Here is a 25707-nt window from a genome sequence, read left to right on the forward strand (position 1 = left end):
TTGTGGATGACGCTGTTGTGGGTATAGATCAAGCCGGCAAATGCATGTCAAAGCGCCGGCTTTGAAAATATTGCAAGTTGTGTAACGGTTCAGATCGCCTCGGCACCCCGCAAAAAATCCTTGTTCAGATCGGCATAGGAAACCCGTGGAACCCCCGTCAGCCGCTGCTCTAGCAAGCGGCTCAGAGACTCTTCGGGTGGCAGATAGGCGTCGCCGAAATCCGCCCCGAGCTGGTTCGGATGGGCGACGATTTCCAGCACGCCGTCGGTCGGCGCGGGGGCATTGCGCAGGTCCACCGGGGTGCAGACGTAATCGGCCGTGACCCCGGCCAATCCCTGCAATCGGCGGTTGAGCAACCCCTTGAACAGGCGCTTGGGCAGACTGAGGTTTTGCCCCAGGTTGCGCGCCAGGCGCACGGGCACCCCTTGATGGGCGGCGAAGCGCGCGACGATCTCGCCGATCGGCCAGATGTTGTGCACGTGCTGATGCGAATCGAGGTGGCTGGGACGCACGCCGTGATCGACGCAGCGCTGCCACTGCGCCTGCAATTCTTCCTGCACCGCCTCGCGGTCTTCGCGGCTCAGCCACAGGCTGTGGCGAGGCAGGTTGAGGTCGAACACGCCGTGGCTGTCGCAGAAGGTGCGGCGCTCGACAATGGCCCGGCTCAAGGGACGGCCGTAGGTCAGGTTGAAATGCAGGCCGATCCGGCCCTCCAGCAGCGGCAGCCGGGCCATGGCGCAGGCCGCTTCGAACGCCGGCATGTTGGCCATAGCGGTGGCGGAACTGATGACCCCGGCCTGGAACGCACCGAGGATCACCGCGTTTTCGTTCGGGCTCAGGCCGAAATCGTCAGCGTTGACTATGACTTGGCGAGGCATGTTCGCCCTCCTTGGTGGGGTTGATCACAGGTGTCGCAATGACCGCCGCTTTGGCCGCCGCACGCTTCGCCCGCCATTGTTGCAACGCCGGTTTGAGCCGGTGCCAGGCGCGCAGCCCCAGCCCCAGCAACAGACCGCTCGGGCGCCAGGAGTAGAAGCTCCAGCGCCAGTGCTCCAGTTGTCCGGTCATGCGTTCGTGCAATTGATGGCTGGAGTTTTCCAGGCTGACCCGTGAGGCATCGATCCAGCGCCAGTTGTCGTCCAACCCCCAGCGAATCCATTCCTCCAGCAACACCCGGCCGCTGCCCAGATCGGCGTATTGCGGCAGGAAGGCGAGGTTGTAATCGTAGAGCCGGCCTTGTTCGAACAGACCGAGCCGATAGCTGATGCAACGTCCGTCCAGTTCCAGCATCACCACGCGCACCCGATCCGAAGCGGCGAGGGCGGTGAAGGCGTTTTCCATGTAGCGGCGGTTGCGGTCGCTGGCAAAGATTCCGACGCCTTCGTCACCTTTCCAACTGACCGCTTCGACTTCGCTGATGGCCTGCAATAACGGGCCCATGCTGGTCGCGTCGGGCGTGATCCGCCGGACTTCGGCGCCGCACGCGGCAATCCGCTTGCGCGCCCGGCGCAGTTTGTAGCGCGGATCGCCCGAGACTTCCTGGCGGTCGGCGTCGCTGATCAGGTGCACCGGCACCCGGCAGCTCAAGCGATGTTCGCCGGTGGAGCTGTGGGCCATCCATTCGGTGAGCACGCTTTCGGCGCCGACCGGCTCGGTGATTTCATTGAGTTGCAGCAGGGCGTGGGGCACGCGCTGGCGAATCAGTCGCAGGGCCTGGCGCATGTCTTCGGTGTCCAGCCGTGATAACAACGCAAGGCGATCGGCCAGTGGATAACCCAGATGATGCACCACCCGAAACGGCACGCCGAACAACCGCTCACGGCTCGCCACCAGCGGCAGGCACAGGCGCAACTCGTCCGCTTCCCAACCCAGCAATACGTGCAGGCGCTCGTGCGTGTCGAGCGCCTGCTCTGCCGCACACAGCCAGTCGAGGCTGTTGAACGGTGTGTGGTCCGTCACCCGCAGGCGCAGCGCTTCATAGGCCGCCGCCGGGAAGTCGGGTGCGCACAACGAAGTGCGCCATTCGAGTCGCGCCATAGGTTCAGGTCACCGTTGCTGTGACAGGTGGACGGGAAGGTTTGCGCAGTGCCTCCAGACGCGAGCCGCTGTAGCGGGTTTCGCGGTAGAAGCGCCAGCGGCCGAACAGTTTGTAGATGTTCATGATCCGGCCCTGTTCGGTATAGCCCATGCGCAGGTGCAGCTTGAGCGCCGGGATGTTGTGGAATTCGCAGACGTCGACCACCTTGTCGCAGCCCTGGGCGGCCATGGCTTTCCACAGTTCCAGTTGCAGGTCCACCGACAGTTCGGTGCCCCAATAAGCGCGGGTCAGTTCGCCGCCGAATTCGAAGAACTCGCCGGGTTTCACCGGGAACAGGCAGCCGTAGTAGTGCCGGTCGAAATAGTCTTGAGCGGTGCCCCAGATGAAGGCCACCGCATGGCCCTGATCGTCCAGGTGCATGTGCCCGGTGTGATGTTCCCGGGCCAGTTCGGCCATGGTGCCGACCCGGTCACCGAAGTGGCGGGCGAAGGCGCTGACGTTGTCCGGGGTGATCTTCACTACCCGCAGGGGCGGGTAGGGTTTGAGGCTGTGGGGCGGCACCGGACTGACCAGGTCGCGCTCCATCCACAGCAGTTCCTGATGAGAAAAGACGTAGTGCTTCCACACCTTGGCCAAGGTGGCCCGCAGGCCTTTGTGTTTGATGTGATCGCGGATTTTTTGCAGAACATTCATGGTCGTGGCTCCTGATGACGAGTCATCGCGCGGCACAGGCCAGCGCGGCCGGACATCAACGGGGCGGTCATGAGGCGCTCCAGCGCAGGGCAAACAGGGTCTGTCCCGGCAGTTCGAAGCGCACGCGGCCGTCCTGGCAGCGAAATGGTGCGTCGCGGCTGCGGTTGTCGGCGCCGAAGTAGCGCAGCGCGCCGTTGTTCAACGGGCATTTGGCGCCCGCCAGGTCGACACGCTGCAAACGCGTGCCCTTGTTCACACCAAGCAAGCCGCGCTGATCATCGCCGGCCATCGCCAGCACATCGACTTCGAACGCGTCGTTCTCCAGCCACAGCACGTTGTGCAGCCAGTGCTGCTGGATGAACTGCTGGGCCAGGCCCACCGGTTTCAACTCGAAGCGGTCATCGCCCAGCACCCGCAACATGCCTTTGGGGTATTGCGGCTCATCGGCGGCCTGAAACCAGTTGAGCATGGTCAGCAAACCGTCCTGGGACGCGTTGATCACCACCGAGGCCCACCACAGCGAGGTGAAATGGGTTTCCTGATCGTAGGGGCTCAGGCTCGAGCCGCTGGACAGGTTGGTCTGATCCAGCAGCAAGGCCTTGCGCGGCTGGCCCTTGGCATCGAGGCCAACCAGATCCGCCGCGCGGCGCACGCTGTCGCGGTACACGCGGGTGGCGAGCAGGTCGCGAATCATCCATTCGTGCCAGGCCAGCGCATCGACCTGATCGGCGGATTCGCTCAGCAGGCGTCGCGCCCAGTCGATGCCACGCTTGTTCGCCGCGTTGTCGGCGAACGGGCCGTTGACCAATCGCGAGCTGGCCGGCATTGCAATGCGCACGCCGGCCTTGGCATTGGCCGGATCGCTGCGCACCTGCCGGGCCATGCTGGTGAAGATCGAACGGTATTGCTCGTAGCTCGAATAATTCAGGTTGGGCTCGTCGGCGAACCCGATGTAGTGCGTGCCTTTGCCGCCCAGCGCCCGGGTGCTGCCGAGCCAGGCGTCGAGGCCGTTGTTGCTTTGCACGTCGGCGCGCAGATCGGCCTGACGCTGACTGCCGGCAAGCAAGGTGATGTCCTGACGAATGCCGAACCGGTCCTGATAGACCTGACGAAACGCATCTTCGAAGTGCGGATTTTTTGCCGTCACGTCGACGAACGTGTAGTAACTGGCGGCCGTCGGTTTCAGTGCATCGAGCACCGGATGACTGGCGGGCGGCGGCATCACGTAGGGCAGGGCGATGCCCAGGTCCGGGGTGCGGCCGAGGACTTTGTCGTGCAGGATCAGGCGCGTCTGGCCGTCGTCTTCGCGCAGCGGTTTGAGCTGTTGCGGGGTCTGAGCGAACAGATTGGGCGTGCCGTCGAGCCAGAATGCCGCTTTGCCGCTGCCTTGCAAACGCAGGCGCCAGACCTGCTCGCGCTGACTGACGGGCAGCGCGAGCTGATCGAACTGCCAATAGGCGCGATAGGGTTTGAGCGACAGTGTCAGGGGCTGCCCGTCGCCGACCCCCTGCGCTTGCAGGGCGCTGACCCCGCCGTGAAACTTGCCCGCCAATATCGCGTGCTCACCGGCGGCGACCTTGAAATACAGTTCATCGCCATTACGGGTTTCTGCACTGAAATGCACCTTGGCCGGGGCAAACAGCGCCACGGTGGTTTCGTCGTGTTCGACCCGGTAACTGCGGAAGCTGTAGCCGGGGATCTCCAGCTGATAACTCGCGGCGCCCGGCGCCAACGGCCAGCTCTGGCTGCCACGGGTTTCACTGGCCTTGATGAAGCGCTCGCCCTGCAATTGGCCCCGGCCGTCGAGCAGGTAAATGTGCTCTTCGTTGGCCTCCGCCTGCCACGCCGGCGCCCAGCGCACGGTCACCGTGTCGGGGCGATCCGCTTGCAGGTACAGACTGCCGTCGCGAATGTCGCCCCAACGCATAGACGCCGCGAAGGCGTCCAGCGACAGGCCGAGACCGAGCAGCAGGGCCAGGCCTTTCATGCTGCCTTCCGACGCTGCCACATCAGCCACATCGGCGTGAGGTCGCTGGGCAGAATGATCAGGGTTTGCCAGAACGCCACGCCGCTCAGCCGGCAGTACAACACCAGCATCGCCACGGTCACCGCCAGATAGGCAATCGATGACGCCGCCGCCGCGCCGACGATGCCGTAGGCCGGAATCAGCAGCAGATTCAGCGCAAGGTTGAGCAGCGCGCCAAGCCCCATCATCAGCGACACCGTGCCGGGGCGGTTCTTGCCGATCAGGTCCAGGCGCAGGATGCTCGCGTAGCACAGGCCCAGCAGCCCCGGCAGTAACGCCAGCAGCGCCGGATACGCCGGCTGGTAGGCGACGCCGAACAGGGTGACGATCAGCCATTCGCCGATCACGGCCATGGTCAGGCAGGCGCCGAGCATTACCGTGGCGGTCAGGCGCAGGGCCAGCGGGGTGACCTTGTCCATGCCTTCGTCCTGTTGCAGCAGGCGTTTCATCAGCGGCGTGGTCACCGCTTCCGGAACGATCAACAGCAATTCGGCGGCGGCGCTGGCCATCGCGTAATGCCCGAGGGCGGTGCTGCCGAGCAGGGCGCCGATGAACAGGTAATCGGAACGCAGGATCACTTGCTGGAACAGCAGATCCGGGTGGCTGCGGGCACTGAAGCGCAGCAGTTCGTTCTGGCTGGCGCGATCCCATTGCAGCTGCAACGGCTGCGCGCGTTTGAGCCAGACCCAACCGGCCAGCACCACCAGACTGATGCCGGCCAGCCAACTGATCAGCGCCGCTTCCAGGGCCGCTTCTTTCCACATCCAGAACAGCGCGAGAAACAGCAACAGCGGCGCCAGGGATTCCACCAGTCGCAAGGCATTGAACGCGACCACGCCGCCGGACGCATTGTGCAAGGTCAGCAGACCGCTTTTGAGCACGGTCAACGGCACCGCCAGCAGCAACAGCCACGCCAGCAGACCGAGTTGCAGGGTCACGTCCAGTTCGCTGCCGAATTCGCGCACCAGCGCTACCACCAGCAAGGTCAACAGACCCGCCAGCAAGCAGCCGAACACCAACACCTGCGCGAGCAACAAGCCCATCGGTCGTTGCTTGGCGGCCTGATAACCGACCGCCGAATTCAAGCCGCCGCTGGTGGCGGCGCTGATCAGATCGGGCAGGGTGCTGAGCAGGGCGAACAGACCCCGTTCGCTGGGCCCGAGAATTCGCGCCAGCAGCACATTCCTCAGCAGGCGCAGGGCGATCATCGCCAGTTTGGTGCCCATGCTCAGCGCCAGATGCTTGAGGTAGTTGCCTCGGCTCATGGCCGCGCTCCACGGTAGATCCGCCACGACAGCAGTTGCGGATTGCGCGCGGTACGCTGACTGACTCCGAATCGCGGCAGGTTCAGCGGATCGCCGGTGCCGCGATAGAGGCCGCTGCCGGTACCGAGGGCGAACGGGTAATCGTGATTGGCGATCTGTTCGCGCACCCGCTCGTCGTTGTCGCCGTTGGGGTAGCAATACACCGGCAGCGGCCGGTTGCAGCCATTGAGCAGGGCATCGCGGCTGCGGCTGATTTCTTCGCCCAGGCGCACATCGTCAAGGCCGGTGAGGATGGCGTGACTGGCGCCGTGGGGGCCGAAACGCACCAGCCCCGACGCTTCCATCGCCCGCACCTGATGCCAGTCCAGCGCTTGTGGCAACGACTCCTGCGGACACTCGTCGGTCAGGCGTTCGAGTCTCTTCGGATCGAGCGCCTTGAGGCTTTGCAGATAATGCAACAGGGTCAGACTGCGGCGATCCACATCAATGTCGTCCAGCAGCACTGGCAACGGCTGGCCGGCGGCACGCAGGCATTCGATCAGGTGCGTGCGGGCTTTTTCACCATGACTGCCCCACAGGGTTTCGCCGATGCTTTCCCACCAGAAGCGCTGGCGGCTGCCGATGAAATCGGTGGAGAGAAAAATGCTCGCCGGCACCTGATGTTTCTGCAGCAGCGGGAAGGCGTTGGCGGCGTTGTCGCGCCAGCCGTCGTCGAAGGTCAATGCCACTTGCGGACGCTCGGTGCGCAAGGCATTGGGTTGCAGGATCTCCATCAGCGGCACGCAATTGAAATGCTTGCGCAGCCACAACAGCAAGTGTTCGAAGGCCTTGGGCCCGACGCACAGTTCGTTGCGGTGCGGCAGGTCGGCGGCGCGGTCGTTGGACAGCACCCGGTGGAGCATCAGGATCACGCCGGCGCCGTGCAGCTGGTTGCGCCCCACGGACGAGTTGAGATAGAGCCAGCCGCTGGTGCGTTTAATCAGTTGCTTGATCGCCATGGCTCGATCCCTCTCAACGGTTTTGGTCAGGGTTCCACTGGGCATAACGCTGGCCGCGAAGGAACTGCCACAGGCCGATGCTCATGCCCGCCAGTGTCACCAGCAGGAACGCCGCAAGGCGGAACGGCTTGGGCAAGCGGTGTTGCGAATCCAGCAGGCCGGCAATCGCGATGGCATAGCCGACCAGTTGCGCGATCAGGCTTAGCCGATAGAAACCGTGCTCTTCCCACAGCCAGAAATTGCTCAGCAGCAGCGGCAGCAACAGGATCGGCGCCAGGCGCCGGATCAACTTGTGGCTGATCAACGCAATCGAATACAGCCCATGCTTGAACGGATTGAGCAGCTCGCTGCGTTGCGCCAGGCTTTGCAGGCCGCCGACGGTGACCCGCTGGCGCCGGCGGAATTGCTTGTCGGCTTCGTCCACGCCGTGGTCGATCACTTGCGCTTCGGGCACGTAGACGATGCGTTTGAATTTCACTGGCGCGCAGGTGCTGATGAAGAAGTCGTCGTTGACCTCCGCCGGCACGTTCTCGAACAGTTCGCGGCGCAGGGCGAGCAGGGCGCCGTCGGCGGAAACCATGCAGCCGGTACGGTTCTCGACCCTGCGCAGCCAGCCTTCGTAGTGCCGATAAAGGCTGTCGCCAATGCTCAGTCCGCCACCGGTGACCGGAATCACCATGTGCCCGGCGCAGGCGCCGACCTGCGGATCGCTCAGGGGCGCCAGCAGGTAGCCGAGGGTTTCCCGCGACCATTGGTTGTCAGCGTCGGTAAACACCAGTATGTCGCCCGTAGCCAGCGCCGCGCCGGCATTCAGCGTGGCGGCCTTGCCCTGGCGGGGCAGATCGAGCACGGTGATTCGCGGGTCGACGACCTTGTGTGCACAAGCCACGGTGTCGTCAGTGGAACCATCGCTGGCCAGAATGATTTGCAGGGTCGCCGGCTGATAATCCTGGGACAGCAGCGAGCGCAGCTTGTGTTCGATGTGCCGCGCTTCGTTGTGGGCGGCAATGACGATGCTGACGTTCAGCGGCGGAGCCGGGCTGTGGCGCCACGCCGGAAACAGCGGCGCGAGCAGCGTCAGCAGCAGTGGATAGCCGACATAGGCGTACGCCGGCAGCAGCAGGCACATCCAGAAAATGAATTCAGCCACGGGCAGGCCTCCTGGCGTTCCAATGACACAGACTGAGAATGAACGCGGCGCCCGCCAGGTGCAGGCGCAGCCAGTGCAGGCCCCACAGTTGCAGGGTCAGGCAGACGTTGTGGTGCTTGGCGCTCTGGCGCACGCTGAGCACCAGCCCCGGCACCAGCGTCAGCATCACCATGATCGCGGCGTGATGGGGAAAGCCGTCGAGCAGCGCGGAGATCGCCAGGAAATCGAGAATCCAGACCAGGATCGACAGCATCGGAAACCGCAACAGGCGCAGGCTGAAACCATGGCTGCGCAGCAGTTGCAGGTGACTGCCCTGGCGCCACAGTTCCTTGCCCATCCACTCGCGCCAGTTCATTTCGTAACCCCAGTGCAGCGCGACGTTCTCATTGATCGACAGCAGTCGGGCGCCGTGCTCGCGCAGGCGCAGGGTGAATTCCTTGTCTTCGCCGGTGCGCAGGGATTCGTTGAAACCGCCGACCTTGTCGAACCAGCGCCGGCGCATCAACAGGTTGGCGCTGGGCAGCCAGTCGACGACATGGCTGGTATGTGTGGTCGGGCGCAAGGTCCGGCGCTGCCAGGCAGTGGCGTACCACGGCGCGGCGGCGGGGGTGTGCAGGTCGAGACCGAAGACATCGGCCTGGCCACTGGCTTCGATGTCGAACAATGGGCGTAGCCAGTCTTCCGGCATTTCGATGTCGGCATCGATGAACGCCAGCCATTCCCCGGTGGCGATGGCGGTCCCACGATTGCGCAACGCGCCGATCAGCAGGCCTGGCATCACCAGTACGTGGGCGCCGAACTGCCGGGCGATCTGCGGCCCTTCGTCGCTCGAACCATTGTCGACGACGATCAGTTCACACTCGACATCCGCCGCGTGCGCCGCTTTTTGCGCGGCCAGCAAGGTGCGGCCAATGTGCCGGGCCTCGTTGTACATCGGAATGACGATACTGATCCGGCTCATGTCCTGCTCTCCGTCAGCGGTGCCTGCTCGGCTTTGAGGCGCAAGACGCTGGTCATGGCGAGCATGATCCACACGTATTTCTGATTCGGCGCGCTGAGGAACATCAGGAACAGCGTCAGCGACAGAAAACTCACCCCCAGATGGGTCATCAGATCCGCCTGTTGCCAGTCACGCCGCAACATCCACGCCTTGCGCGCCCGCATCAGGTTGTACAGACCCAGCGCGAGCATGCCGACGAACATCAGGCCGGCAGGAATCCCCAGCTCACTGAAAATTTCCAGGTAGGTGTTATGCGCCCGGCGATACAGGTCGCCGATCTTGCGGTTGGCGGAAAACGCCTTGGCGTAGCCGGTGGTGGCGTAGTGCAGCGGAAAGGTGCCGGGGCCGGAACCGAGCAACGGGTTCTCGCGGATCATCTGGCCACCGACCACGATGTACGAGGCACGGCGACCGAGGGATTCGTCGTTGTGGCCCTTGGCGCCGGCGCTCAACACGCTGAGGGACTGGATGCGCGCGATGTAACCGGCGGGCATCGCGTAGATTGCCAGCGGAATCACGATCGCCGCACCGAGCATGGCAAACCCCAGATGACGCGGGCGAATCCGCGCCAGTTGCGCGCGGTAGTGCCAGCAACCGATCACCAGACTCAAGGCCAGCACCACCAGCCCGGAGCGCGATTCGGTCTTGGTCATGCCGCCGAGCAACAGCAGGCAGCAACCGCCCCAGAACAGGCGATGCAACAGGTTCGGGCTGCGGATCACCAGCAGCAGCCCCAGCGGAATGGCGAAGGCGATGAGCAGGGCGAAAGCGTTGGGGTCTTCGAGCAGGCCGGCGGCGCGGCCCTGATCCTGGAATTTGCTGGAGAACATGGCCATGGCGCAGGTCGTGCTGACGGCCAGGGTCACCAGCCGGGCGAACAGGTCGAGGTTCAGCTCGCGGCCGATCAGCAGGGTGATGACAAACAGAATCAGGCCGACGCTGATTTCCCGCAGATGACCGAGCGACATGCCCATGTCATCGGTGTTGAGCAGGCTCAGAAAGTACAGAACCATGAAGGCGATCAGGAAGCGCCAGATATTGCTGCGCAGACGATCCGAGGGAATCTGGTGCATCGCCAGTTGCAGCATCAGGATCACCGCCAGCGAAGCGCCGATCAGCTTGCTGCCCGACAGTGAACTGTCCTTGAAGAAACCCTCGAACGGCACCAGGGCGGCGATACCGAGCAGGCCCCAGGTCGGTTTGCGGTACAGCACTGCGAATCCGACCAGGCCGATGACTGCGCCTGGCGCCAGATAGGGCCAGGGACTGGCCAGCAGAGCGATGCAGGCCAGACCCAACAGACTGACGATCGAGAGCGGGAAAATCATGCGCGTGCCTCCCGTGCCGTGCGGATGTACAGCTGCGACCAGCGTTCGGCCAGGGCCTTGAGGTCGTAGCGGTCCTGTTGCGTGCGTTTTGCGTTGTCGCGCAGTTGCCGCGCGAGGCCAGGCTCGGACAGCAACGTGTCGAGCTGGCGGGCGAGGGCGGCGCTGTCGGTGGGGGCCGCAAGCAAACCGTTGTGGCGATGCTCCAGCACGTCGGGAATCCCGCCGACGCCGAACGCCACCACCGGCACCCCGGCCTGCATCGCTTCCAGCAGAATCATCGGCGTGCCTTCGGTGCGCGAGCTGATCACCAGCGCATCGAGTTGTTGCCACCAGGGGCGCATGTCGGTCTGGTAACCCGGCAGGCGGATGCGCTGCTGCAAACCGGCGGCGTCGATCCGCGATTGCAATTCTTCGTGTTCCGGGCCGTCGCCGAGCATCACCGCGTCGAGTTGCGGGTGCTGGTGACACAGCGGGATCAGCGCGTCGAGAAACAGGTCCGGGCCTTTCTCACTGCTCAAACGCCCGACGTAACCGGCGAGCCAGCGTGGTCCTGGGGCATCGCAAGGCAGGGCGGCCGCTGCCGGCAATCCGTTGGGGATCACTTGCAACTTCTCAGCGCTCACGCTGGCCTGACGGTGCAACACCGCGATGCTTTCGGCGACGCACACCACCCGATCCACCGACGCCGTGCGGCACAGTTGCAGGCTCAGCCAGGTGTAGAACTTCTGCTTGCGGCTGCGCGGGGTGAAGCCGTGTTGAGTGATCACCAGCGGCAGGCGCAAGAGCGTGGCGCCGACCCAACCGAACAACAGCCCCTTGAAATTGTGGGTATTGATCAACGGACGCTCGCTCCGGCGCTGACGCAGGTGCCGCAGCAGGGCACCCAGCCCCGCGCAGCCTTGCGCATCAACGCCAGCCTCGCGAAAGCGCGCGATCAGTTCCGGCGGCGCATCGAGGAACAGCACTTGGTGCTGCCCCGGCGTCGCCAGGCAATGATCGAGCAACATCCGCTCGGCACCATAGAACCCGCCGCTGCTGAGCAAATGCATGATCGGCAGCGCGGCGTTCTGGGTAGGGGACGTGTTCAATTGCGCACCCAGTGCACGAAGCTCGGCACGGTCCAGTTCTTGTGCGGGTTGCTCGGTTGCGCGTTCTGATCGTTGATCACCAGCAGCACCGGCAGGCCCAGCTCGTGGCTGATTTGCGCCGGGTGTTTGAAGCGGTGGTCGAAGAACTCACGCACGTAGACCAGTGCAATCGCCAGCAGCAAACCGGTGAACAGCCCGAACGGAATGATCAGCATCGGCTTGGGGAACGCCGGTTCGGTCGGTTCGAACGGCGGGCTCAACACCCGGGCGTTGGACAGGTCATCGCTCAGCGAACGGGTGGTGCTGCTTTCGGCAAAACGCTGGGCGTAGGTCGAGAACGCGGCGTGCAGGGCATCGATCTCGGTATCCATTTGCCGCAGCTTGCTCTGGGTTTGCTGCAGCTCGTGGATACGGTTCTTGAACTCGGCGATGCGCGCGGTTTTCTGATCGATCACCTGCTGGACCACCGCCAGATCGTTGGTGCGTTCCTGGATACGGTTGCTCACCACCTTGAGGAACTGCTGACGGGTGCGGGCAATCTGCTCGCGGGTCAGCAACATCGGTTCACTGCTGGGCTGGAACACTGCCAGATCGTTCATGTAGCGGCTGACCTGGGTGGTCAGTTGCTCGCCCATCTGTTTGATTTCACGATCCTCGAACGCGACGTTGTCGACCGTGGTGGTGAAGGTGTAGGGGAAGGTGTAGTCGTTGAGTTTGCTGTTACTGGCGGCGGCCAGCGCGGTCTTCAGGTACTCGAGCCAGCGCTGGCTTTGCAGCAGGCGGTCGCGATACAGGTTCAGCGCCTGCTCTTCGGTGTTGATCGCGTTGAGGCGGAAGGTGATTTCCTCCTTCGGATCCGACGCGCCGACACTTTCCAGCAACGCCTGGCGATTGCCTTCCAGTCCATCGAGACGCACCTGATACAGGTGTTTCTTGGTTTCGTAGAACGATTGCGGCAGGTCGATCGATTGCAGCGCCTGACGGCTCACCAGATAGTTCTGCAACAGGGCAGAGACGAAGGTCGTGCCTTGATGCGGATCGGGGAAGCTGTAGATGATCGAGATCACGTTGGAACCAGGCAGGGTCTCGATTTTCAGGCTGTCTATCGCATCCTGGGTCAGCGCATCGAGCGCGCTGTCGCGCACCGGATCGGTCTCAAGCCCCAAGGTGTTGCGCACGGGGTTGATCACGTACTGGCGCAGCGGCGAACTGATGTAGCGCTTGAACGGCTCGCTCACCAATTTGCTGAACATGCCCGGTGAAGGCGTGTATTCGCCCTTGTCGCGCAACTCGCTGATGGTCTGACGAATCAGCGCCGGCGAACGCAGGATGTTGCTCTCGGTTTCCATGTCCGCCAGCGATGGCGGGATGAAGGTGGCGTTGTCCACGGTCAGCGACGTGGTGGCGTCGCCCTGCGACAGTTTTTTCGACTGCACGATCACCTGAGCGGTGATATCGAAGCTCTGTTTGAGCAGCAGCGGCAGCACCAGCGCGATCACTGCGAAGATCAGGAAGACCCGTTTCACCAGTTGCTTGTTGGCGAAGAAGATCCTGAAGAACTCATGCAGGTAGTTTTCCTTTGGGTTCATGTCGGTCACCTGAGCTTCAGTTGCTGTCACTGTCTTTGTTGTCGACGCGGTAGCCGAAGCTGAAGCCCACGCCCTGGAACAGCACCACGTCGGCCAGTTGCCGGGCGAGTTCGCCGGCGCTGGCCAGTTTGGTTTTCGGCACGTACAGCATGTCGTCCGGTTGCAGGTAGGCGATTTGCGGCGCCTCGCCCGACAACGCTTTCTCGACGTCGTACCGCACCGCCTGCACCTGATTGCCGTTGCGCCGCATGATCATCACCGAATCGAGCCGCGCCTTGACGTTGGTGCCGCGGGCCAGGGTCAGTGCCTCAAGCACCGACACCGGCCGGCGGATCGGGTAGGAACCCGGCTGGCCGACTTCACCCAGCACATAGATTTCGTTGCCGGCGGTGGACTTGAGCAGCACGTCCACGGTCATGCGGCCCGGCAGTTGTGCGTACTTTTTGTTGAGGAAGGCTTCGAGCTGGTTGACGGTCATGCCTTGCAGCGGCACCGCGCCGATTTCCGGGAAGCTCGCGTAGCCGTCGGTACCAACGGTGATCTCGCGGCTCATGCCGGTGGCCGGGTGGTTGAGGGCGCTTTTCAGGTTCTGCTCGTTGGTCAGCGGGCTGATGATCTGCACCGTCAACTGATTGCGGTTGGGCTGGAACAACTGTTTGCGTTGATAGGCGCGCTGGATTTCCTGGCGCGCTTCTTCGCTGGTCAGCCCGGCGATTTTCACCGAGGTGTTGGCGCCCGGCAGTTCGATGGTGCCGTCCGGCAGCACCAACTGGTTGCCATTGAGCTGGCTGGCAGCGGTGAAGTTAAGGCCGATCTGGTCCCCCGACTGCACGCGATAAGCGTCCGAGCCGCTGGTGCTGATGTGGAAGATCACGTCCAGCACATCCTGCGGGCGCAGGGTCTGCTCGACCTTCGGCATGTCGGTGGCCTGGGCGTTGGCCGGGGTAGCGGTGAGAATATTCACCGGCATGTTCTGGGTTTCGGAGGTGCTCGAGCAGCCTGCAAGCGGCAGCATCAGCAGCACAAGAATCCTGGCGTTCATGGCGTCATCCTTTGCGGTTGCTTACAGGTTTTTGTAGAGCCATTTAGGCATGTAGTACTTGCGTCGGTTGAACACGCTGCCGACCACTTTCGCCCCGGCCTGGGTCAAGCGCTGGACCGCCGCCTGGGCAACTTCCCAGCGAGTGTCTTCGGCGCGTACCACGAGCACCACGCCGTCGACCTGGGTGCTGATGACCAGCGTGTCGGCCGCCGAATACACCGCGTCGCCGTCGATCACCACAAAGCGGTACTGGCTGCCCAGTTGATCGAGCAACGGGCTCAGACGCTCGGCGGTCAGGTGCTCCAGGGTGCGGATCGGCCGGCCGTTGGGCAGCACATGGAATGGCAGGCTCGACACCTGCACCACGCAGTCCTGCAACAGCGGCGGGTTGTCCGGGTTGAACAACAGGTCGCGCAGGCCGCGCTCCTTGCTCAGGTTCAGTTGCTGGGTCAGGTTGCTCGCCGACTGGCTGGCGTCGACGTACAGCACCTGGCCGCTGCTCATCTGTGCCAGTTGGCTGGCCATGGCCAGGGCGCTGGTGGTGGTGCCGGCGCCGGGGTTGGCGGCGGTCAGAAACAGGATCCGCAGATCCAGGTCCAGCACGGTCGAGGTCAGGTTCGACTCGCTGGGGCTGGCAATGCTCAGGCTTTTGTTGGTTGAACCGTCCATTAGCTTGCTCCGTGGCCGCTGAATACTTTGAAGGGGGTTTTCAACAGAATCTTCAGATCAAGCAGTAGGCTCTGCTCGGCGATATAGCTGAGGTCCAACTCAACGCGCTGGTCGAAGTCGATATTGCTGCGTCCGGAGATCTGCCACAGGCCGGTCATGCCGGGGTAGATCGCCAGACGCGCGAGGTGACTGTCCTTGTAGCGGTAGGTGTTGAACGAGGTCGGGCGAGGGCCGACCAGGCGCATGTCGCCGGTCACTACGTTGATCAGGTTGGGCAGCTCGTCGAGGCTGGTGCGCCGCAGGAAGCCGCCAATCCCGGTGATGCGCGGGTCCTGGTCGATCTTGAAGTCGATGGCGTCGGCACCGTGCTTGTTCAGGTGGCGCAGCGACTCTTTAAGCTCTTCGGCGTTGGCGACCATGGTCCGGAACTTGTACATGCCGAACTTGCGGCCGCGATAGCCGGTGCGTTTCTGCACGAACATCACCGGGCCTTTGCTGGTGAACTTGATGGCCAGCGCCAGACCGATCAGCAGCGGCGAAATCATCAGCAGAATCATCAGGGCGCCGAAACAGGCCACCACCCGATTGGTGCGCGACAGTTGCCACGGCCGGCCACCTTCTCGACCGGTCATCCAGCCCTGGCCCTGGCGGTGGATTGCCGCGTCGAGGCGCATTCGCTGTTCCGGATCCATGCGTTTGTCACGCACCAGTTGTTGGATCGGTATACCTTTCTCAAGTCCAGTCATGGAGTCCTCCGCTGATGTTCAGCCGCGAACGGCGCGTGGGCGATAGGCAGTGGGGTAGTAATCGCGGAACCAGGCGACAAACCGTCCCAGTCCCTCATCCAGCTCTATCCGGGGCTGAAACCCGGTGGCCTGTGCCAGGTCGCTGGCCTCGGCGCAGGTATTGAGTACGTCGCCCGGCTGCAGCGGCAGCAGCTCGACCACGGCTTTCTGGCCGAGGTGTTTTTCCAGCAGGGCGAGGTAGGTTTTCAGCGCCACCGGGTGCTGGCCGCCGATGTTGAACAAGCGCCACGGCGCCATGCTGCTGGCCGGGTCGGGTTGTTCGCGGTTCCACTCGGGATTGGCCCGGGGTGCCAGCTCGATCAGGCGTGCGATGCTTTCGATGATGTCGTCGATGTAGGTGAAATCGCGCTGATGCTCGCCGTAGTTGAACAGCTTCAGTGGCGAGCCTTCGCTGATGGCCTTGGCGAACTGGATCGGCGACATGTCCGGCCGGCCCCACGGCCCGTAGACCGTGAAAAAGCGCAGCCCGGTGCAAGCGATGCCGAACAGATGGCTGTAGCTGTGGGCCATCAATTCATTGGCTTTCTTGGTCGCGGCGTACAGCGACAGCGGGTGATTGACGCCGTCCTGCACCGAATACGGTGTGCGCTGGTTGGCGCCGTACACCGAACTGGACGAGGCGTAGATAAGGTGCTCGACCGGGTACTGGCGGCAGCACTCCAGGATATTCAGGAAACCGTCGAGGTTGCTGTGCAGATAGGCCCGTGGATTTTCCAGCGAATAGCGCACTCCGGCCTGCGCGGCGAGATGGACCACGACTTGCGGCCGTTCGCTCGCGAACAGCGCTTCCAGCGCCGCAGCATCCGCCAGATCAATCGTGGCAAGCTGGAAATCTCCAATCTGCTTGCGCACCCAGTCCACCCGATCGTGCTTGAGCTGGGGATCGTAGTAGCCGTTGAAATTGTCCAGGCCGATCACCTGATGCCCGTCGCGCACCAGCCGCAGCACGCAATGAGCACCAATGAACCCGGCCGCACCGGTGACGAGGATTTTCATGGCCGCAACCCGTCAGGCGCGATGTGGCGCAGACCGATGCCGCTGTAGTGCAGGCCGGCAGCTGCGACTTGTTCCGGGTTGTAGAGGTTGCGTCCGTCGATGATGACTTTCGAGCGCAGCTTGCTGGCCAGCAGCTCGAAATCCACGACGCGGAAATTCTTCCACTCGGTGCAGATCACCAGTGCGTCGGCATCCTCGAGGGTGTCGTCGCGGGTGGCGCACAGGTGCAGGTCATTGCGGTAACCGTAAAGGCGCCGGCACTCGGACATCGCTTCCGGATCGTAGGCCTGCACGCTGGCGCCTTCGGCCCACAGCGCTTCCATCAGATAACGACTCGGGGCTTCGCGCATGTCATCGGTGTTCGGCTTGAACGCCAGGCCCCAGATCGCGATCGACTTGCCGGCCAGACCTTGAGGGAATTGCGCCCTGAGTTTGCTGAACAGAATGTGCCGTTGCGCGTCATTGACGTCGGTGACGCTGCGCAGCAGTTTCAATGGCATGCCGTTGTGTTCGGCGGTGTGCAGCAGGGCGCGCAGGTCCTTGGGAAAGCACGAGCCACCGAAGCCGCAGCCCGGGTAGATGAAGTGATAGCCGATGCGCGGGTCGGAGCCGATGCCCTTGCGCACCGCTTCGATGTCGGCGCCGAGCAGTTCGGTGAGGTTGGCCAGCTCGTTCATGAAGCTGATGCGGGTGGCGAGCATGGCGTTGGCTGCGTACTTGGTCAGCTCGGCGCTGCGGTTGTCCATGAACATCAGTTTTTCGTGGTTGCGGCAGAACGGCGCGTACAGCTCGCTCATCTGCTCGCGGGCCAGGTCGTCGCGAGTGCCGACGATGATCCGGTCCGGCCGCATGCAGTCGGCGAGGGCGCTGCCTTCCTTGAGAAATTCCGGGTTGGACACCACTCGCACCGCCAGACCATTTTTGCCGCGCCGCTGCAGTTCTTCTTCGGCGGTGTGCAGCACCTGATCGGCCGTGCCGACCGGCACCGTGGATTTGATGATCAACGTGCGATCGTCTTCCATGAAGCTTGCGATCTGCCGCGCCACGTTGAGCACATGGCTGAGGTCGGCGGAGCCGTCTTCATCGGCCGGCGTACCCACGGCGATGAAGATCAATGCGGCATGTTCCACTGCATCGCTGGCCTGGGTGCTGAATAACAAACGCCCGGCCTTGATGTTTTCTTCCAAAGTTGCCGAAAGACCCGGTTCGCTAATAGGCGGTACCGCCTGTTGCAGTTGTTTAATCTTGTTCGGGTCAATATCGACGCACAATACGCGATGTCCGACATCGGCAAGTGCGGCTGCTTGTATCAGGCCAACATAGCCCGTACCAAATACGCTCACGTCCATATTGGCGTGCCTCGTAAGACGGTGGTGGAAGATTGAAAATGGAACTGTCAAAAGGGGTATAGCGCAGCGTGGGAAAAGCGTGTCAGCAAAATGACATGTTGCAAGGGTATAACACCCCCATTTTTGGGGGCGAAAGGCCATCAAGTGCTTGCTGTAGCTGGATTTGTCCCGTTCTTGACGTGTTCGAAGAAAACGATAAACGGTCGTAGGCCACGTATTTCAAGGGTTTTAACGACTTGGGTGTGTCAGATTTGAGTCAACGTTTTTTTGACGCTTTTTGATTATGTCCGACATTTCTTGCGCTTTAATGGCCCGGTGCTAGTGTCAGATTTTGACCGACAAACGCTTGACAACCTCTCGTCGGACGCACTCCGGAATTGCCATGTTTCGATATCTGAAAGAACTGCTTTTAATTATTTATCTATTGCTTTATTCCGAATATTACCTTGACCGTTTAAATGCGATGGGTATCGGTCTGGCAGTACTTCTTTTTGGCGCGATGTTTTTGACGCTGACTTTCGCATTAATACTGACAGCCTATATACGTCAGACTTTCATTCGGCATTTGTTCGCATTAACCCTGTTTGTTTCGGCGGTGTTCTTCGACGTTTACACGAGGGTCACCGCCGATTACCTGACCTATAGCAGTTTTGTCTCACTGGTGTACTCCGGCGGCTTCATCCAGGAAGCGGCGTATCAGTACCGGGGGGCGATCATCCACGGTCTGCTCAACGGGTTGTTGCTGTTGTTCGGGATCGGTCTCAAGCCCCGGCACACGATCCCGGTGCCCAACGCCTTGCGGATCGCTGCGCCGTTGTGCGGTGTGTTGCTGCTCAGCGCCGTACTGTTCGTGCGCGCCGGGGAGGGCGCGCGCGGGTTGCCGATCATGTACACACCGCTGGCCTATCTGAACCTGTTCGGCTACGAAGCGCTGCACAACACCGTCGGCCCGCGTGAGCCGGTGACCCTGGCGCGCAATGGCCCGGCGGTCGGCCACGACATCGTGCTGATCATCGACGAGAGCATTTCCGGCAATTACCTGGACATCAACGCGCCGTTCGGCGTGCACAGCAACCTCAAGCAGGCCCGTCCCGGCGTCGAGATCTTCAACTACGGCTACGCGGCGTCCATCGCCAATTGCAGCGCCGACACCAACATCACCCTGCGCTACGGTGGCACCCGCGCCGACTACATGCGGATCAACAGCACGCTGCCGTCGATCTGGCAGTACGCGAAAAAGGCCGGCCTGCGCACGGTCTACATCGACGCTCAGCGCACCGGCGGCAACCTGCAGAACCTGATGAACGATGCCGAGAAAAAGGACATCGACGAATTCGTGCAATTCGACCAGACCAGCGTGCGCGACCGCGACATGGCTGCCGCCGCCAAGCTGATCGAACTGCTCAACGACGGTAAACCGCAGCTGGTGCTGATCAACAAGGTCGGCGCGCATTTCCCGGTACACGACAAATACCCGGACGCCTTCATGGCCTACCGCCCGACCTTGCCCCGCGGGCAGTTCACGGAAGTCGCCGACACCGGTGAACGCCCCGGTTTCAACGGCCAGCCGGATGACTGGCTGCTGTATCGCAATGCCTACAAAAACACGGTGCTGTGGAATGTCGGCGAGTTCTTCTCGCGGGTGTTTGCCCAGGCCAATCTGAACAACGCGCTGCTGATCTACACCTCCGACCACGGGCAGGACTTGCACGAACGCGGCAATCCCGGGCTCAACACCCACTGCGGCGGCGACCCGGTGGAGGAAGAAGGGCTGGTGCCGCTGGTAGTGATTCAGGGCGATCAGTTGCAGACACTCGACTGGTCGGCGCAACTGGCGGCGAACAAGGATCGCTCCAGTCACTACAACATCTTCCCGACCCTGTTGCAGTTGATGGGCTACGACCTGCCGGGAATCGAAGCGGTGTACGGCAAACCGTTGAGCGTGGCGACGGCGGATGAATTCACCTTCAACTACCGCTTCAACGCGCGGCTGGGGGCCAAACCCGAGTGGAAACACATCGATCTGAACAGCATCGTGACGCCGGGTGAAGCGCCGACGAGTGTGGCGGTGGGTCAGTAACGCGTCGGTATCCGCTATCCTTGGCCGACACGGATCGATCGGATGGCGGCATGCTCCAGGTTCAAAACGTCTTCAAAAGCTACCTCACCCCGCAAGGCCCGTTGCCGGTGCTGCAAGGCATCGACCTGACGCTCGGGCCCGGCAGCAGTCTGGCACTGATGGGCGAGTCGGGCAGCGGCAAGAGCACGCTGCTGCACCTGATCGCCGGGCTCGACAAGGTCGACAGCGGCAGCATCAGCAGCGGTGAACATCGGCTGGACCGGATGAACGAGGCGCAACTGGCCAACTGGCGGCGCACCGAAATCGGTCTGGTGTTCCAGCAGTACAACCTGATCGGCAGCCTGCGGATCGAAGACAACCTGGCGTTTCAGGCGCGGCTGGCCGGGCGGCATGACCCGCGCTGGCAGCAGCATCTGGTGCAGCGTCTGGGGCTGGGCGAATTGCTCAAGCGCTATCCCGAACAACTCTCCGGCGGCCAGCAACAGCGGGTCGCGCTCGGTCGGGCGCTGGCCGCGCAACCGAAATTGCTGCTGGCCGACGAGCCCACCGGGAGCCTCGACGAAGCCACCAGCGACGAAGTACTGCGACTGTTGCTGGAATTGCTCGACGACACACCCACCACCTTGCTGATGGTCACCCACAGTCAGCGCGTGGCGGCGCGGCTGGCGGAGCGCGTGGTGCTGTCCAGCGGTCGGTTGACGTGAAGGTTTTCCGCCACGCGCTGATGGCGCTGCTCAGTCACTGGCGGCGCCATCCGGTGCAGTTTTTCAGCGTGCTGACCGGGCTGTGGCTGGCTACCAGTCTGTTGACCGGAGTCGAAGCCCTCAACAGTCAGGCGCGGGACAGTTACGCGCGGGCCAGCCAAATGATCGGCGGCGAGCCTCAGGCCAGCCTCAGTACGCCGAACGGCGCAACGTTCCCGCAACAATGGTTCGTTGACCTGCGGCGTCTGGGCTGGCCGGTGTCGCCGGTGCTGCAAGGGCGCCTGATGCTCAAGGGCCACGAAAACCAGCGCCTGCAGTTGATGGGCATCGAACCGGTGTCTTTACCCGGTGACAGCGCGGTGGCCGGGCAGGCGATGCCGATTGAACGCGTCGTCGAATTCTTCACCCCGCCGGGCAGCACCTGGATTTCTCCCGAGACCTTGCGGGCGCTGAACCTCGCCGAGGGCGCGACCCCGGCCAGCGAAACCGGCCAGACGCTGCCGCCGCTGCGGGCGCAAACCGACATGGCCCCCGGCGTGCTGCTGGTGGACATTGGCGCCGCTCAGCGCGTGCTCGAACAACCCGAGCAACTGTCGCGTCTGCTGCTGCCGAAGGATTTTCACGCCGAGGTGCCGGCCGCGTTAAAAGGCCAGTTGCAGCTCAAGAGCAGTGGCGAGGAAAACAACCTTGCGCGATTGACCGAAAGCTTCCACCTCAACCTCGATGCGCTCGGGTTTCTCTCGTTCATTGTCGGTTTGTTCATCGTCCACGCGGCCATCGGTCTGGCGCTTGAACAACGCCGGGGATTGCTGCGCACCTTGAGGGCCTGCGGGGTCAGTGCGCGGATGCTGATCGCTTGCCTGATCGTCGAACTCGGCGCGTTGGCGTTGATCGGCGGGCTGTTCGGCGTGGTCAGCGGTTATTGGCTGGCGAGCGTGCTGTTGCCGGATGTCGCCGCCAGCCTGCGCGGTCTGTACGGCGCGGAAGTGGCGGGGCAGTTGCGTCTGAGTCCGTGGTGGTGGTTCAGCGGCATCGGTTTGAGCCTGCTCGGCGCGTTGCTGGCCGGGGCCAACAGTCTGCTGCGGGCGGCGCGACTGCCGTTGCTGGCGGTGGCGGATCCGCAGGCCTGGCATCAGCAACATGCGCGCTGGTTGCGGCGTCAGGGTTGGGTGGCCGGCGTATGTGCAGTGATTGCCTTGGCCGCGCTGGTATGGGGCAACAGCCTGGCCAGTGGGTTTGTGTTGATGGCGGGGCTGTTGCTCGGCGCCGCGCTGGCGCTGCCGGTGTTGCTCAGTGCGCTGCTCAACGGGTTGCTCGGGCGCAGCCGCTCGGTGCTCGGGCAATGGTTTCTCGCCGACTGCCGCCAACAATTGCCGGCGCTGAGCCTGGCGTTGATGGCGCTGCTGCTGGCGATGGCGGCGAACATCGGCGCCGGCAGCATGACCGCCGGTTTCCGCCAGACCTTCAACGACTGGCTCGAACAACGGCTCACCGCCGAGCTTTATCTGAACCCGAGCAATCCGGCGCAGGCGCGGGAACTGTCCACCTGGCTCAAACAGCAACCGAGCGTCACCGCGATCATGCCCAACTGGCAGGTTTCGGTAACGCTGCAAGGCTGGCCGGCGGACGTGTTCGGGATCATCGATCATCCGCACTATCGCCAGCACTGGCCATTGCTCGAAGCGCGGGGTGACGACCCGTGGGCGGCGCTGGCCAAGGACGATGCGGTGATGCTCAGCGAACAACTGGCGCGTCGTTTGAAAGTCAGGCCGGGCGATCACCTGACGATTCCCACGCCGGGCGGGTCATGGTCGCCGCGTATCGTCGGGATCTACGCCGACTACGGCAATCCGAAGGGCCATGTGCTGGTCAACAGCAATCACCTGTTGCGCGGCTGGCCGCAGCTGACGCCGAACCGCTTCAACCTGCGCATCGACCCGCCGAACATCCCGGCGCTGCTCACGGCCTTGCAGGCGCGCTTCCAGCTCGATGACAGCCGGATCGTCGATCAGGCGCGACTCAAGGGCTGGTCGGTGCAAGTCTTCGAACGCACCTTCGCCGCGACCGCCGCGCTGAACAGCCTGACGTTGGCCGTCGCCGGCGTGGCGCTGTTCATCAGCCTGCTGACCCAGAGCCAGAGCCGCCTCGGCCAGCTCGCACCGTTGTGGGCGCTGGGTGTGACGCGGCGGCAGTTGATGCTGCTCAATCTCGGGCAAACGTGGCTGTTGGCGCTGCTGACGCTGGTGCTGGCGTTGCCGTTGGGCATCGGTCTGGCGTGGTGTCTGGACGCGGTGATCAACGTGCAGGCCTTTGGCTGGCGTCTGCCGCTGCGGGTGTTTCCATGGCAGTTGCTGCAACTGATGGGGCTGGCGCTGCTGGCGACCTTGCTGGCCTCGGCGTGGCCGCTGTATTCGCTGTACCGCACGCAACCGGCGGACTTGCTGAGGACGTTTGCTCATGAGGACTAGGTTTGCGCTGGTGTTTTTGGCGTTGTTGCTCGGTGGTTGCGACAACCCCACAGCGGAGCAGAAGGGTTTCGCCGGCATGGGCGCTCAGGCGCAGGCGTTTACACCGGTGGTGCCGGGGCGGGTGTTCAGCTTCCCGGCGGATCACGGCGCCCATGACGGCTTTCGCATCGAATGGTGGTACGTGACGGCCAATCTCAAGGATGCGCAGGGCAACGATTTCGGCGTGCAGTGGACGTTATTCCGCAGCGCCCTGAACGCCTCGCCGCAGCAACCGGGCTGGGCCAACCAGACGATCTGGCTCGGGCACGCGGCAGTGACCTCCGCCAGCGTCCACCACGCCGCCGAGCGTTATGCCCGTGGCGGTGTCGGGCAGGCCGGGGTGCGTGCGGCGCCGTTCGAGGCGTGGATCGATGACTGGCGTTTCGTCAGTCAGGCGAGCGATCCCCTGGCCGACCTGCAACTCAGCGCCCGGGACAAGAACTTCAGCTACCAGCTGCGCCTGACCTCCAGCCGCCCGCTGGTGCTGCAGGGCGACAAGGGTTTCAGCCAGAAATCCGAACAGGGCCAGGCGTCGTATTACTACAGCCAGCCGTTTTTCCAGGCCAGCGGCACCCTGCAGATCGACGGTCAGACCTACACCGTCAACGGCCCGGCCTGGCTCGACCGCGAATGGAGCAGCCAGCCGCTGACCGCCAATCAGACGGGCTGGGACTGGTTCTCACTGCATCTGGACGGCGGCGAACACGTCATGCTGTACCGCATGCGCCAGAAGGAAGGGGCGCCGTACCTGACCGGCACGTGGATTGCCGCCGATGGCCAGACCGAAACCCTGCACGCCGAGCAGATCAAGCTGACCCCGCAAGGCACTGCGAAGGTCGCCGGCCGCTCGATGCCGGTGCGCTGGTCGATCGAGATCCCGACGAGGAATCTGCAGATCACCCTCGATGCAATCAACCCCGACGCCTGGATGAACCTGCGCATTCCGTATTGGGAAGGGCCGGTGCGCCTGAGCGGCAATCGGGGCGGGCAGGGCTATCTGGAAATGACCGGGTACTGATTCCGCGCACCTGCCTGCGAAGGAATCGATTGGAACTCTGTCCAGGATGCCCCCTCTACCGAGGAACATGGCCGAGGATCCGATCCATGAGCGAGGAACTGAAATCTCCAGACCTGACGACCTGGCAGCAAATGTTTGACGATCAGACGTACTGGCAACAATCCCCGGATGCCCATTACTTCGATCTGCAGCGCATCGCTGACGATTTGCTCGGCCAAGGTGCCATCGATCTTGAGCAATGGCAGATTCTCAGAGCCAAGGCCGATGACCTGCACAAGGACTCGCCCGCCATGAACGTCGCGCGGGAACTCGACGACCCCGAAGCCTGAGGAGGCCTGGAATGAACACTGTCCCTGATAACGAGCACCCCGACGAACCTCGTCCGCCGGGTGAAACCGAGCGCGACAACGACGCACTGCGTCCCACCGATCCCAAACAGCGGCAGAGCTCCGGGAAAGGCACCGCCAGTGGCGAGTCCACCGCGCAGGACACCGCGCAACGATCGCGGAACAAACCCTGAAGGGCGTCTATGCTCAGTGGCACATCCGTCGCTGATCACGTTGGCGATGGGTGCTGCCATCCATCACAGGGAATGTATCGCTTATGAAGCTCCAAGCACTGACGCACGCCATAGCACTTGCCACCGTCCTTTCTACGGCCAGCTTTTCGGCGATGGCCGCCGATATCCCGCTGTCGGCCGCTGTCGAGGCCGACCGGGTCACCACCAAAGTGCTGGCGGTTGACCCGGCCAATCATCAAGTGGTCCTGGAAGGCGCGGAAGGTCGCCAGGTGCACATTCAGCTCAGCGACAAGGCGAAAAACCTCGGAAATCTCAAGGTGGGGGATCTGGTCCAGATCGAGGTGACACGTTCGGTCGCCGCTTATCTGGACACCGACGTGGATAAAGGTCTGCCAGGCTCCACCGAGCGCACGGGTGAACTGCGCAACGCCGTGGGCAGCAACAACCCCGGTGGCGAGGCCTTCCGCCAGGTTCAGGTGCAACTGAAAATCACCAAAATTGATTTGGCGGCAAACCAGGTCACCCTGGAAAACCCTTCGGGCCAGTCGAAAACCCTCAACGTCGAAAAGCCTGAGATTCAGGCCAAACTGAAAGATTTGAAAGTCGGGCAAAGCGTCGTGGTCACTTACACCGATGTATTAAAAGTGACCAGTCAGCATGAAAGTTGAGTATTGACTCTACAGAATGGCTGTTCTTGTACAAGTAATTGTATGAGAACAGTCATATGAAGTATTCGAGGTGGTGATGTCAGAAAGTTTGTCGGGAAATATCGACGAATATTTTCTTTAACTTTTCAGTACATAAATTTCATGTTGAAGCAGGACGACATATCCGCCAATTT

23 protein-coding genes are annotated in these 25707 nt (G+C 62.7%); 7 read left to right on the forward strand and 16 right to left on the reverse strand.

Features of this window, described 5'->3' with window-relative positions; translation table 11 throughout:
* Positions 1–89 precede the first annotated feature (89 nt).
* The 16 genes from K3819_RS11440 to K3819_RS11515 form a co-directional block, all read right to left on the reverse strand.
* Complete coding sequence (locus K3819_RS11440) at positions 90–878, reverse strand: ChbG/HpnK family deacetylase (protein WP_064595195.1); 789 nt, start codon at positions 876–878, stop codon at positions 90–92.
* The gene (locus K3819_RS11445; protein ID WP_221399327.1) at positions 850–2037 is read right to left on the reverse strand and encodes a GNAT family N-acetyltransferase; all 1188 of its coding nucleotides are present in this window, start codon (positions 2035–2037) and stop codon (positions 850–852) included. Before K3819_RS11445 ends, K3819_RS11440 begins: the two co-directional genes overlap by 29 nt.
* 4 nt (positions 2038–2041) lie before the next feature.
* Positions 2042–2731 (reverse strand): GNAT family N-acetyltransferase, encoded by a 690-nt coding sequence (locus K3819_RS11450; RefSeq protein WP_085613453.1) that lies wholly within the window; start codon positions 2729–2731, stop codon positions 2042–2044.
* Positions 2732–2798: 67 nt separating this feature from the next.
* Entirely contained in the window at positions 2799–4718 is a 1920-nt protein-coding gene (locus tag K3819_RS11455) for a hypothetical protein (protein ID WP_221399328.1), read from the reverse strand.
* Positions 4715–6022 (reverse strand): lipopolysaccharide biosynthesis protein, encoded by a 1308-nt coding sequence (locus K3819_RS11460; protein ID WP_221399329.1) that lies wholly within the window; start codon positions 6020–6022, stop codon positions 4715–4717. Before K3819_RS11460 ends, K3819_RS11455 begins: the two co-directional genes overlap by 4 nt.
* The gene (locus K3819_RS11465; RefSeq protein WP_221399330.1) at positions 6019–7020 is read right to left on the reverse strand and encodes a polysaccharide deacetylase family protein; all 1002 of its coding nucleotides are present in this window, start codon (positions 7018–7020) and stop codon (positions 6019–6021) included. Before K3819_RS11465 ends, K3819_RS11460 begins: the two co-directional genes overlap by 4 nt.
* Before the next feature lie 13 nt (positions 7021–7033).
* Positions 7034–8170, reverse strand: a complete 1137-nt coding sequence (locus K3819_RS11470) for a glycosyltransferase (protein WP_221399331.1) — start codon at positions 8168–8170, stop codon at positions 7034–7036.
* Complete coding sequence (locus tag K3819_RS11475; protein ID WP_085613458.1) at positions 8163–9131, reverse strand: glycosyltransferase; 969 nt, start codon at positions 9129–9131, stop codon at positions 8163–8165. The genes K3819_RS11470 and K3819_RS11475 overlap by 8 nt, the downstream gene beginning before the upstream one ends.
* On the reverse strand, positions 9128–10498 hold the full coding sequence (locus K3819_RS11480; RefSeq protein ID WP_103387244.1) for an O-antigen ligase: 1371 nt from the start codon (positions 10496–10498) through the stop codon (positions 9128–9130). The genes K3819_RS11475 and K3819_RS11480 overlap by 4 nt, the downstream gene beginning before the upstream one ends.
* Positions 10495–11547, reverse strand: a complete 1053-nt coding sequence (locus K3819_RS11485; protein WP_221399679.1) for a glycosyltransferase family 4 protein — start codon at positions 11545–11547, stop codon at positions 10495–10497. The genes K3819_RS11480 and K3819_RS11485 overlap by 4 nt, the downstream gene beginning before the upstream one ends.
* Before the next feature lie 35 nt (positions 11548–11582).
* Positions 11583–13175: a Wzz/FepE/Etk N-terminal domain-containing protein gene (locus K3819_RS11490; RefSeq protein WP_221399332.1), complete on the reverse strand. Its 1593-nt coding sequence runs from the start codon at positions 13173–13175 to the stop codon at positions 11583–11585.
* Between the two features lie 16 nt (positions 13176–13191).
* Positions 13192–14217 (reverse strand): polysaccharide biosynthesis/export family protein, encoded by a 1026-nt coding sequence (locus K3819_RS11495; RefSeq protein WP_039767762.1) that lies wholly within the window; start codon positions 14215–14217, stop codon positions 13192–13194.
* Between the two features lie 21 nt (positions 14218–14238).
* Positions 14239–14886, reverse strand: a complete 648-nt coding sequence (locus K3819_RS11500; protein WP_221399333.1) for a CpsD/CapB family tyrosine-protein kinase — start codon at positions 14884–14886, stop codon at positions 14239–14241.
* Positions 14886–15632: a sugar transferase gene (locus K3819_RS11505; protein WP_085613462.1), complete on the reverse strand. Its 747-nt coding sequence runs from the start codon at positions 15630–15632 to the stop codon at positions 14886–14888. The genes K3819_RS11500 and K3819_RS11505 overlap by 1 nt, the downstream gene beginning before the upstream one ends.
* 18 nt (positions 15633–15650) lie before the next feature.
* On the reverse strand, positions 15651–16688 hold the full coding sequence (locus K3819_RS11510; protein ID WP_085613463.1) for an NAD-dependent epimerase/dehydratase family protein: 1038 nt from the start codon (positions 16686–16688) through the stop codon (positions 15651–15653).
* Positions 16685–18037 carry a UDP-glucose/GDP-mannose dehydrogenase family protein gene (locus K3819_RS11515; protein WP_085613464.1) on the reverse strand — a complete coding sequence of 451 codons (1353 nt, stop codon included), beginning with the start codon at positions 18035–18037 and terminating at the stop codon, positions 16685–16687. The genes K3819_RS11510 and K3819_RS11515 overlap by 4 nt, the downstream gene beginning before the upstream one ends.
* A 382-nt stretch (positions 18038–18419) precedes the next feature.
* Between K3819_RS11515 and K3819_RS11520 the strand changes: the two genes are divergently transcribed.
* The 7 genes from K3819_RS11520 (at position 18420) to K3819_RS11550 (ending at position 25534) form a co-directional block, all read left to right on the forward strand.
* The gene (locus K3819_RS11520) at positions 18420–20117 is read left to right on the forward strand and encodes a sulfatase-like hydrolase/transferase (RefSeq protein WP_221399334.1); all 1698 of its coding nucleotides are present in this window, start codon (positions 18420–18422) and stop codon (positions 20115–20117) included.
* Between the two features lie 50 nt (positions 20118–20167).
* Positions 20168–20821 carry an ABC transporter ATP-binding protein gene (locus K3819_RS11525; RefSeq protein WP_085613465.1) on the forward strand — a complete coding sequence of 218 codons (654 nt, stop codon included), beginning with the start codon at positions 20168–20170 and terminating at the stop codon, positions 20819–20821.
* The gene (locus K3819_RS11530) at positions 20818–23289 is read left to right on the forward strand and encodes an ABC transporter permease (RefSeq protein WP_221399335.1); all 2472 of its coding nucleotides are present in this window, start codon (positions 20818–20820) and stop codon (positions 23287–23289) included. Before K3819_RS11525 ends, K3819_RS11530 begins: the two co-directional genes overlap by 4 nt.
* Entirely contained in the window at positions 23279–24346 is a 1068-nt protein-coding gene (locus tag K3819_RS11535) for a lipocalin-like domain-containing protein (protein ID WP_085613467.1), read from the forward strand. The genes K3819_RS11530 and K3819_RS11535 overlap by 11 nt, the downstream gene beginning before the upstream one ends.
* Before the next feature lie 86 nt (positions 24347–24432).
* Positions 24433–24675: a hypothetical protein gene (locus K3819_RS11540; RefSeq protein WP_074687761.1), complete on the forward strand. Its 243-nt coding sequence runs from the start codon at positions 24433–24435 to the stop codon at positions 24673–24675.
* A gap of 11 nt (positions 24676–24686) precedes the next feature.
* A complete protein-coding gene (locus tag K3819_RS11545) occupies positions 24687–24866 on the forward strand; it encodes a hypothetical protein (RefSeq protein WP_039767781.1) in 180 nt (59 codons plus the stop codon).
* Between the two features lie 83 nt (positions 24867–24949).
* The gene (locus K3819_RS11550) at positions 24950–25534 is read left to right on the forward strand and encodes a hypothetical protein (RefSeq protein ID WP_085613468.1); all 585 of its coding nucleotides are present in this window, start codon (positions 24950–24952) and stop codon (positions 25532–25534) included.
* Positions 25535–25707: the final 173 nt, after the last annotated feature.

The sequence above is a fragment of the Pseudomonas sp. 3-2 genome, assembly GCF_019710535.1.
GTDB classification, from domain to species: Bacteria; Pseudomonadota; Gammaproteobacteria; order Pseudomonadales; family Pseudomonadaceae; genus Aquipseudomonas; species Aquipseudomonas pharyngis.

Bases quoted from the DNA above. Each gene is read 5' to 3' on its own strand.
- K3819_RS11525 (WP_085613465.1), top strand. From the start codon at position 20,168: ATGCTCCAGGTTCAAAACGTCTTCAAAAGCTACCTCACCCCGCAAGGC.
- K3819_RS11455 (WP_221399328.1), bottom strand. From the start codon at position 4,718: ATGAAAGGCCTGGCCCTGCTGCTCGGTCTCGGCCTGTCGCTGGACGCC.
- K3819_RS11485 (WP_221399679.1), bottom strand. From the start codon at position 11,547: ATGCATTTGCTCAGCAGCGGCGGGTTCTATGGTGCCGAGCGGATGTTG.
- K3819_RS11480 (WP_103387244.1), bottom strand. From the start codon at position 10,498: ATGATTTTCCCGCTCTCGATCGTCAGTCTGTTGGGTCTGGCCTGCATC.
- K3819_RS11515 (WP_085613464.1), bottom strand. From the start codon at position 18,037: ATGGACGTGAGCGTATTTGGTACGGGCTATGTTGGCCTGATACAAGCA.
- K3819_RS11475 (WP_085613458.1), bottom strand. From the start codon at position 9,131: ATGAGCCGGATCAGTATCGTCATTCCGATGTACAACGAGGCCCGGCAC.
- K3819_RS11550 (WP_085613468.1), top strand. From the start codon at position 24,950: ATGAAGCTCCAAGCACTGACGCACGCCATAGCACTTGCCACCGTCCTT.
- K3819_RS11460 (WP_221399329.1), bottom strand. From the start codon at position 6,022: ATGAGCCGAGGCAACTACCTCAAGCATCTGGCGCTGAGCATGGGCACC.
- K3819_RS11440 (WP_064595195.1), bottom strand. From the start codon at position 878: ATGCCTCGCCAAGTCATAGTCAACGCTGACGATTTCGGCCTGAGCCCG.
- K3819_RS11520 (WP_221399334.1), top strand. From the start codon at position 18,420: ATGTTTCGATATCTGAAAGAACTGCTTTTAATTATTTATCTATTGCTT.
- K3819_RS11450 (WP_085613453.1), bottom strand. From the start codon at position 2,731: ATGAATGTTCTGCAAAAAATCCGCGATCACATCAAACACAAAGGCCTG.
- K3819_RS11540 (WP_074687761.1), top strand. From the start codon at position 24,433: ATGAGCGAGGAACTGAAATCTCCAGACCTGACGACCTGGCAGCAAATG.
- K3819_RS11505 (WP_085613462.1), bottom strand. From the start codon at position 15,632: ATGACTGGACTTGAGAAAGGTATACCGATCCAACAACTGGTGCGTGAC.
- K3819_RS11500 (WP_221399333.1), bottom strand. From the start codon at position 14,886: ATGGACGGTTCAACCAACAAAAGCCTGAGCATTGCCAGCCCCAGCGAG.
- K3819_RS11510 (WP_085613463.1), bottom strand. From the start codon at position 16,688: ATGAAAATCCTCGTCACCGGTGCGGCCGGGTTCATTGGTGCTCATTGC.
- K3819_RS11545 (WP_039767781.1), top strand. From the start codon at position 24,687: ATGAACACTGTCCCTGATAACGAGCACCCCGACGAACCTCGTCCGCCG.
- K3819_RS11465 (WP_221399330.1), bottom strand. From the start codon at position 7,020: ATGGCGATCAAGCAACTGATTAAACGCACCAGCGGCTGGCTCTATCTC.
- K3819_RS11495 (WP_039767762.1), bottom strand. From the start codon at position 14,217: ATGAACGCCAGGATTCTTGTGCTGCTGATGCTGCCGCTTGCAGGCTGC.
- K3819_RS11445 (WP_221399327.1), bottom strand. From the start codon at position 2,037: ATGGCGCGACTCGAATGGCGCACTTCGTTGTGCGCACCCGACTTCCCG.
- K3819_RS11490 (WP_221399332.1), bottom strand. From the start codon at position 13,175: ATGAACCCAAAGGAAAACTACCTGCATGAGTTCTTCAGGATCTTCTTC.
- K3819_RS11535 (WP_085613467.1), top strand. From the start codon at position 23,279: ATGAGGACTAGGTTTGCGCTGGTGTTTTTGGCGTTGTTGCTCGGTGGT.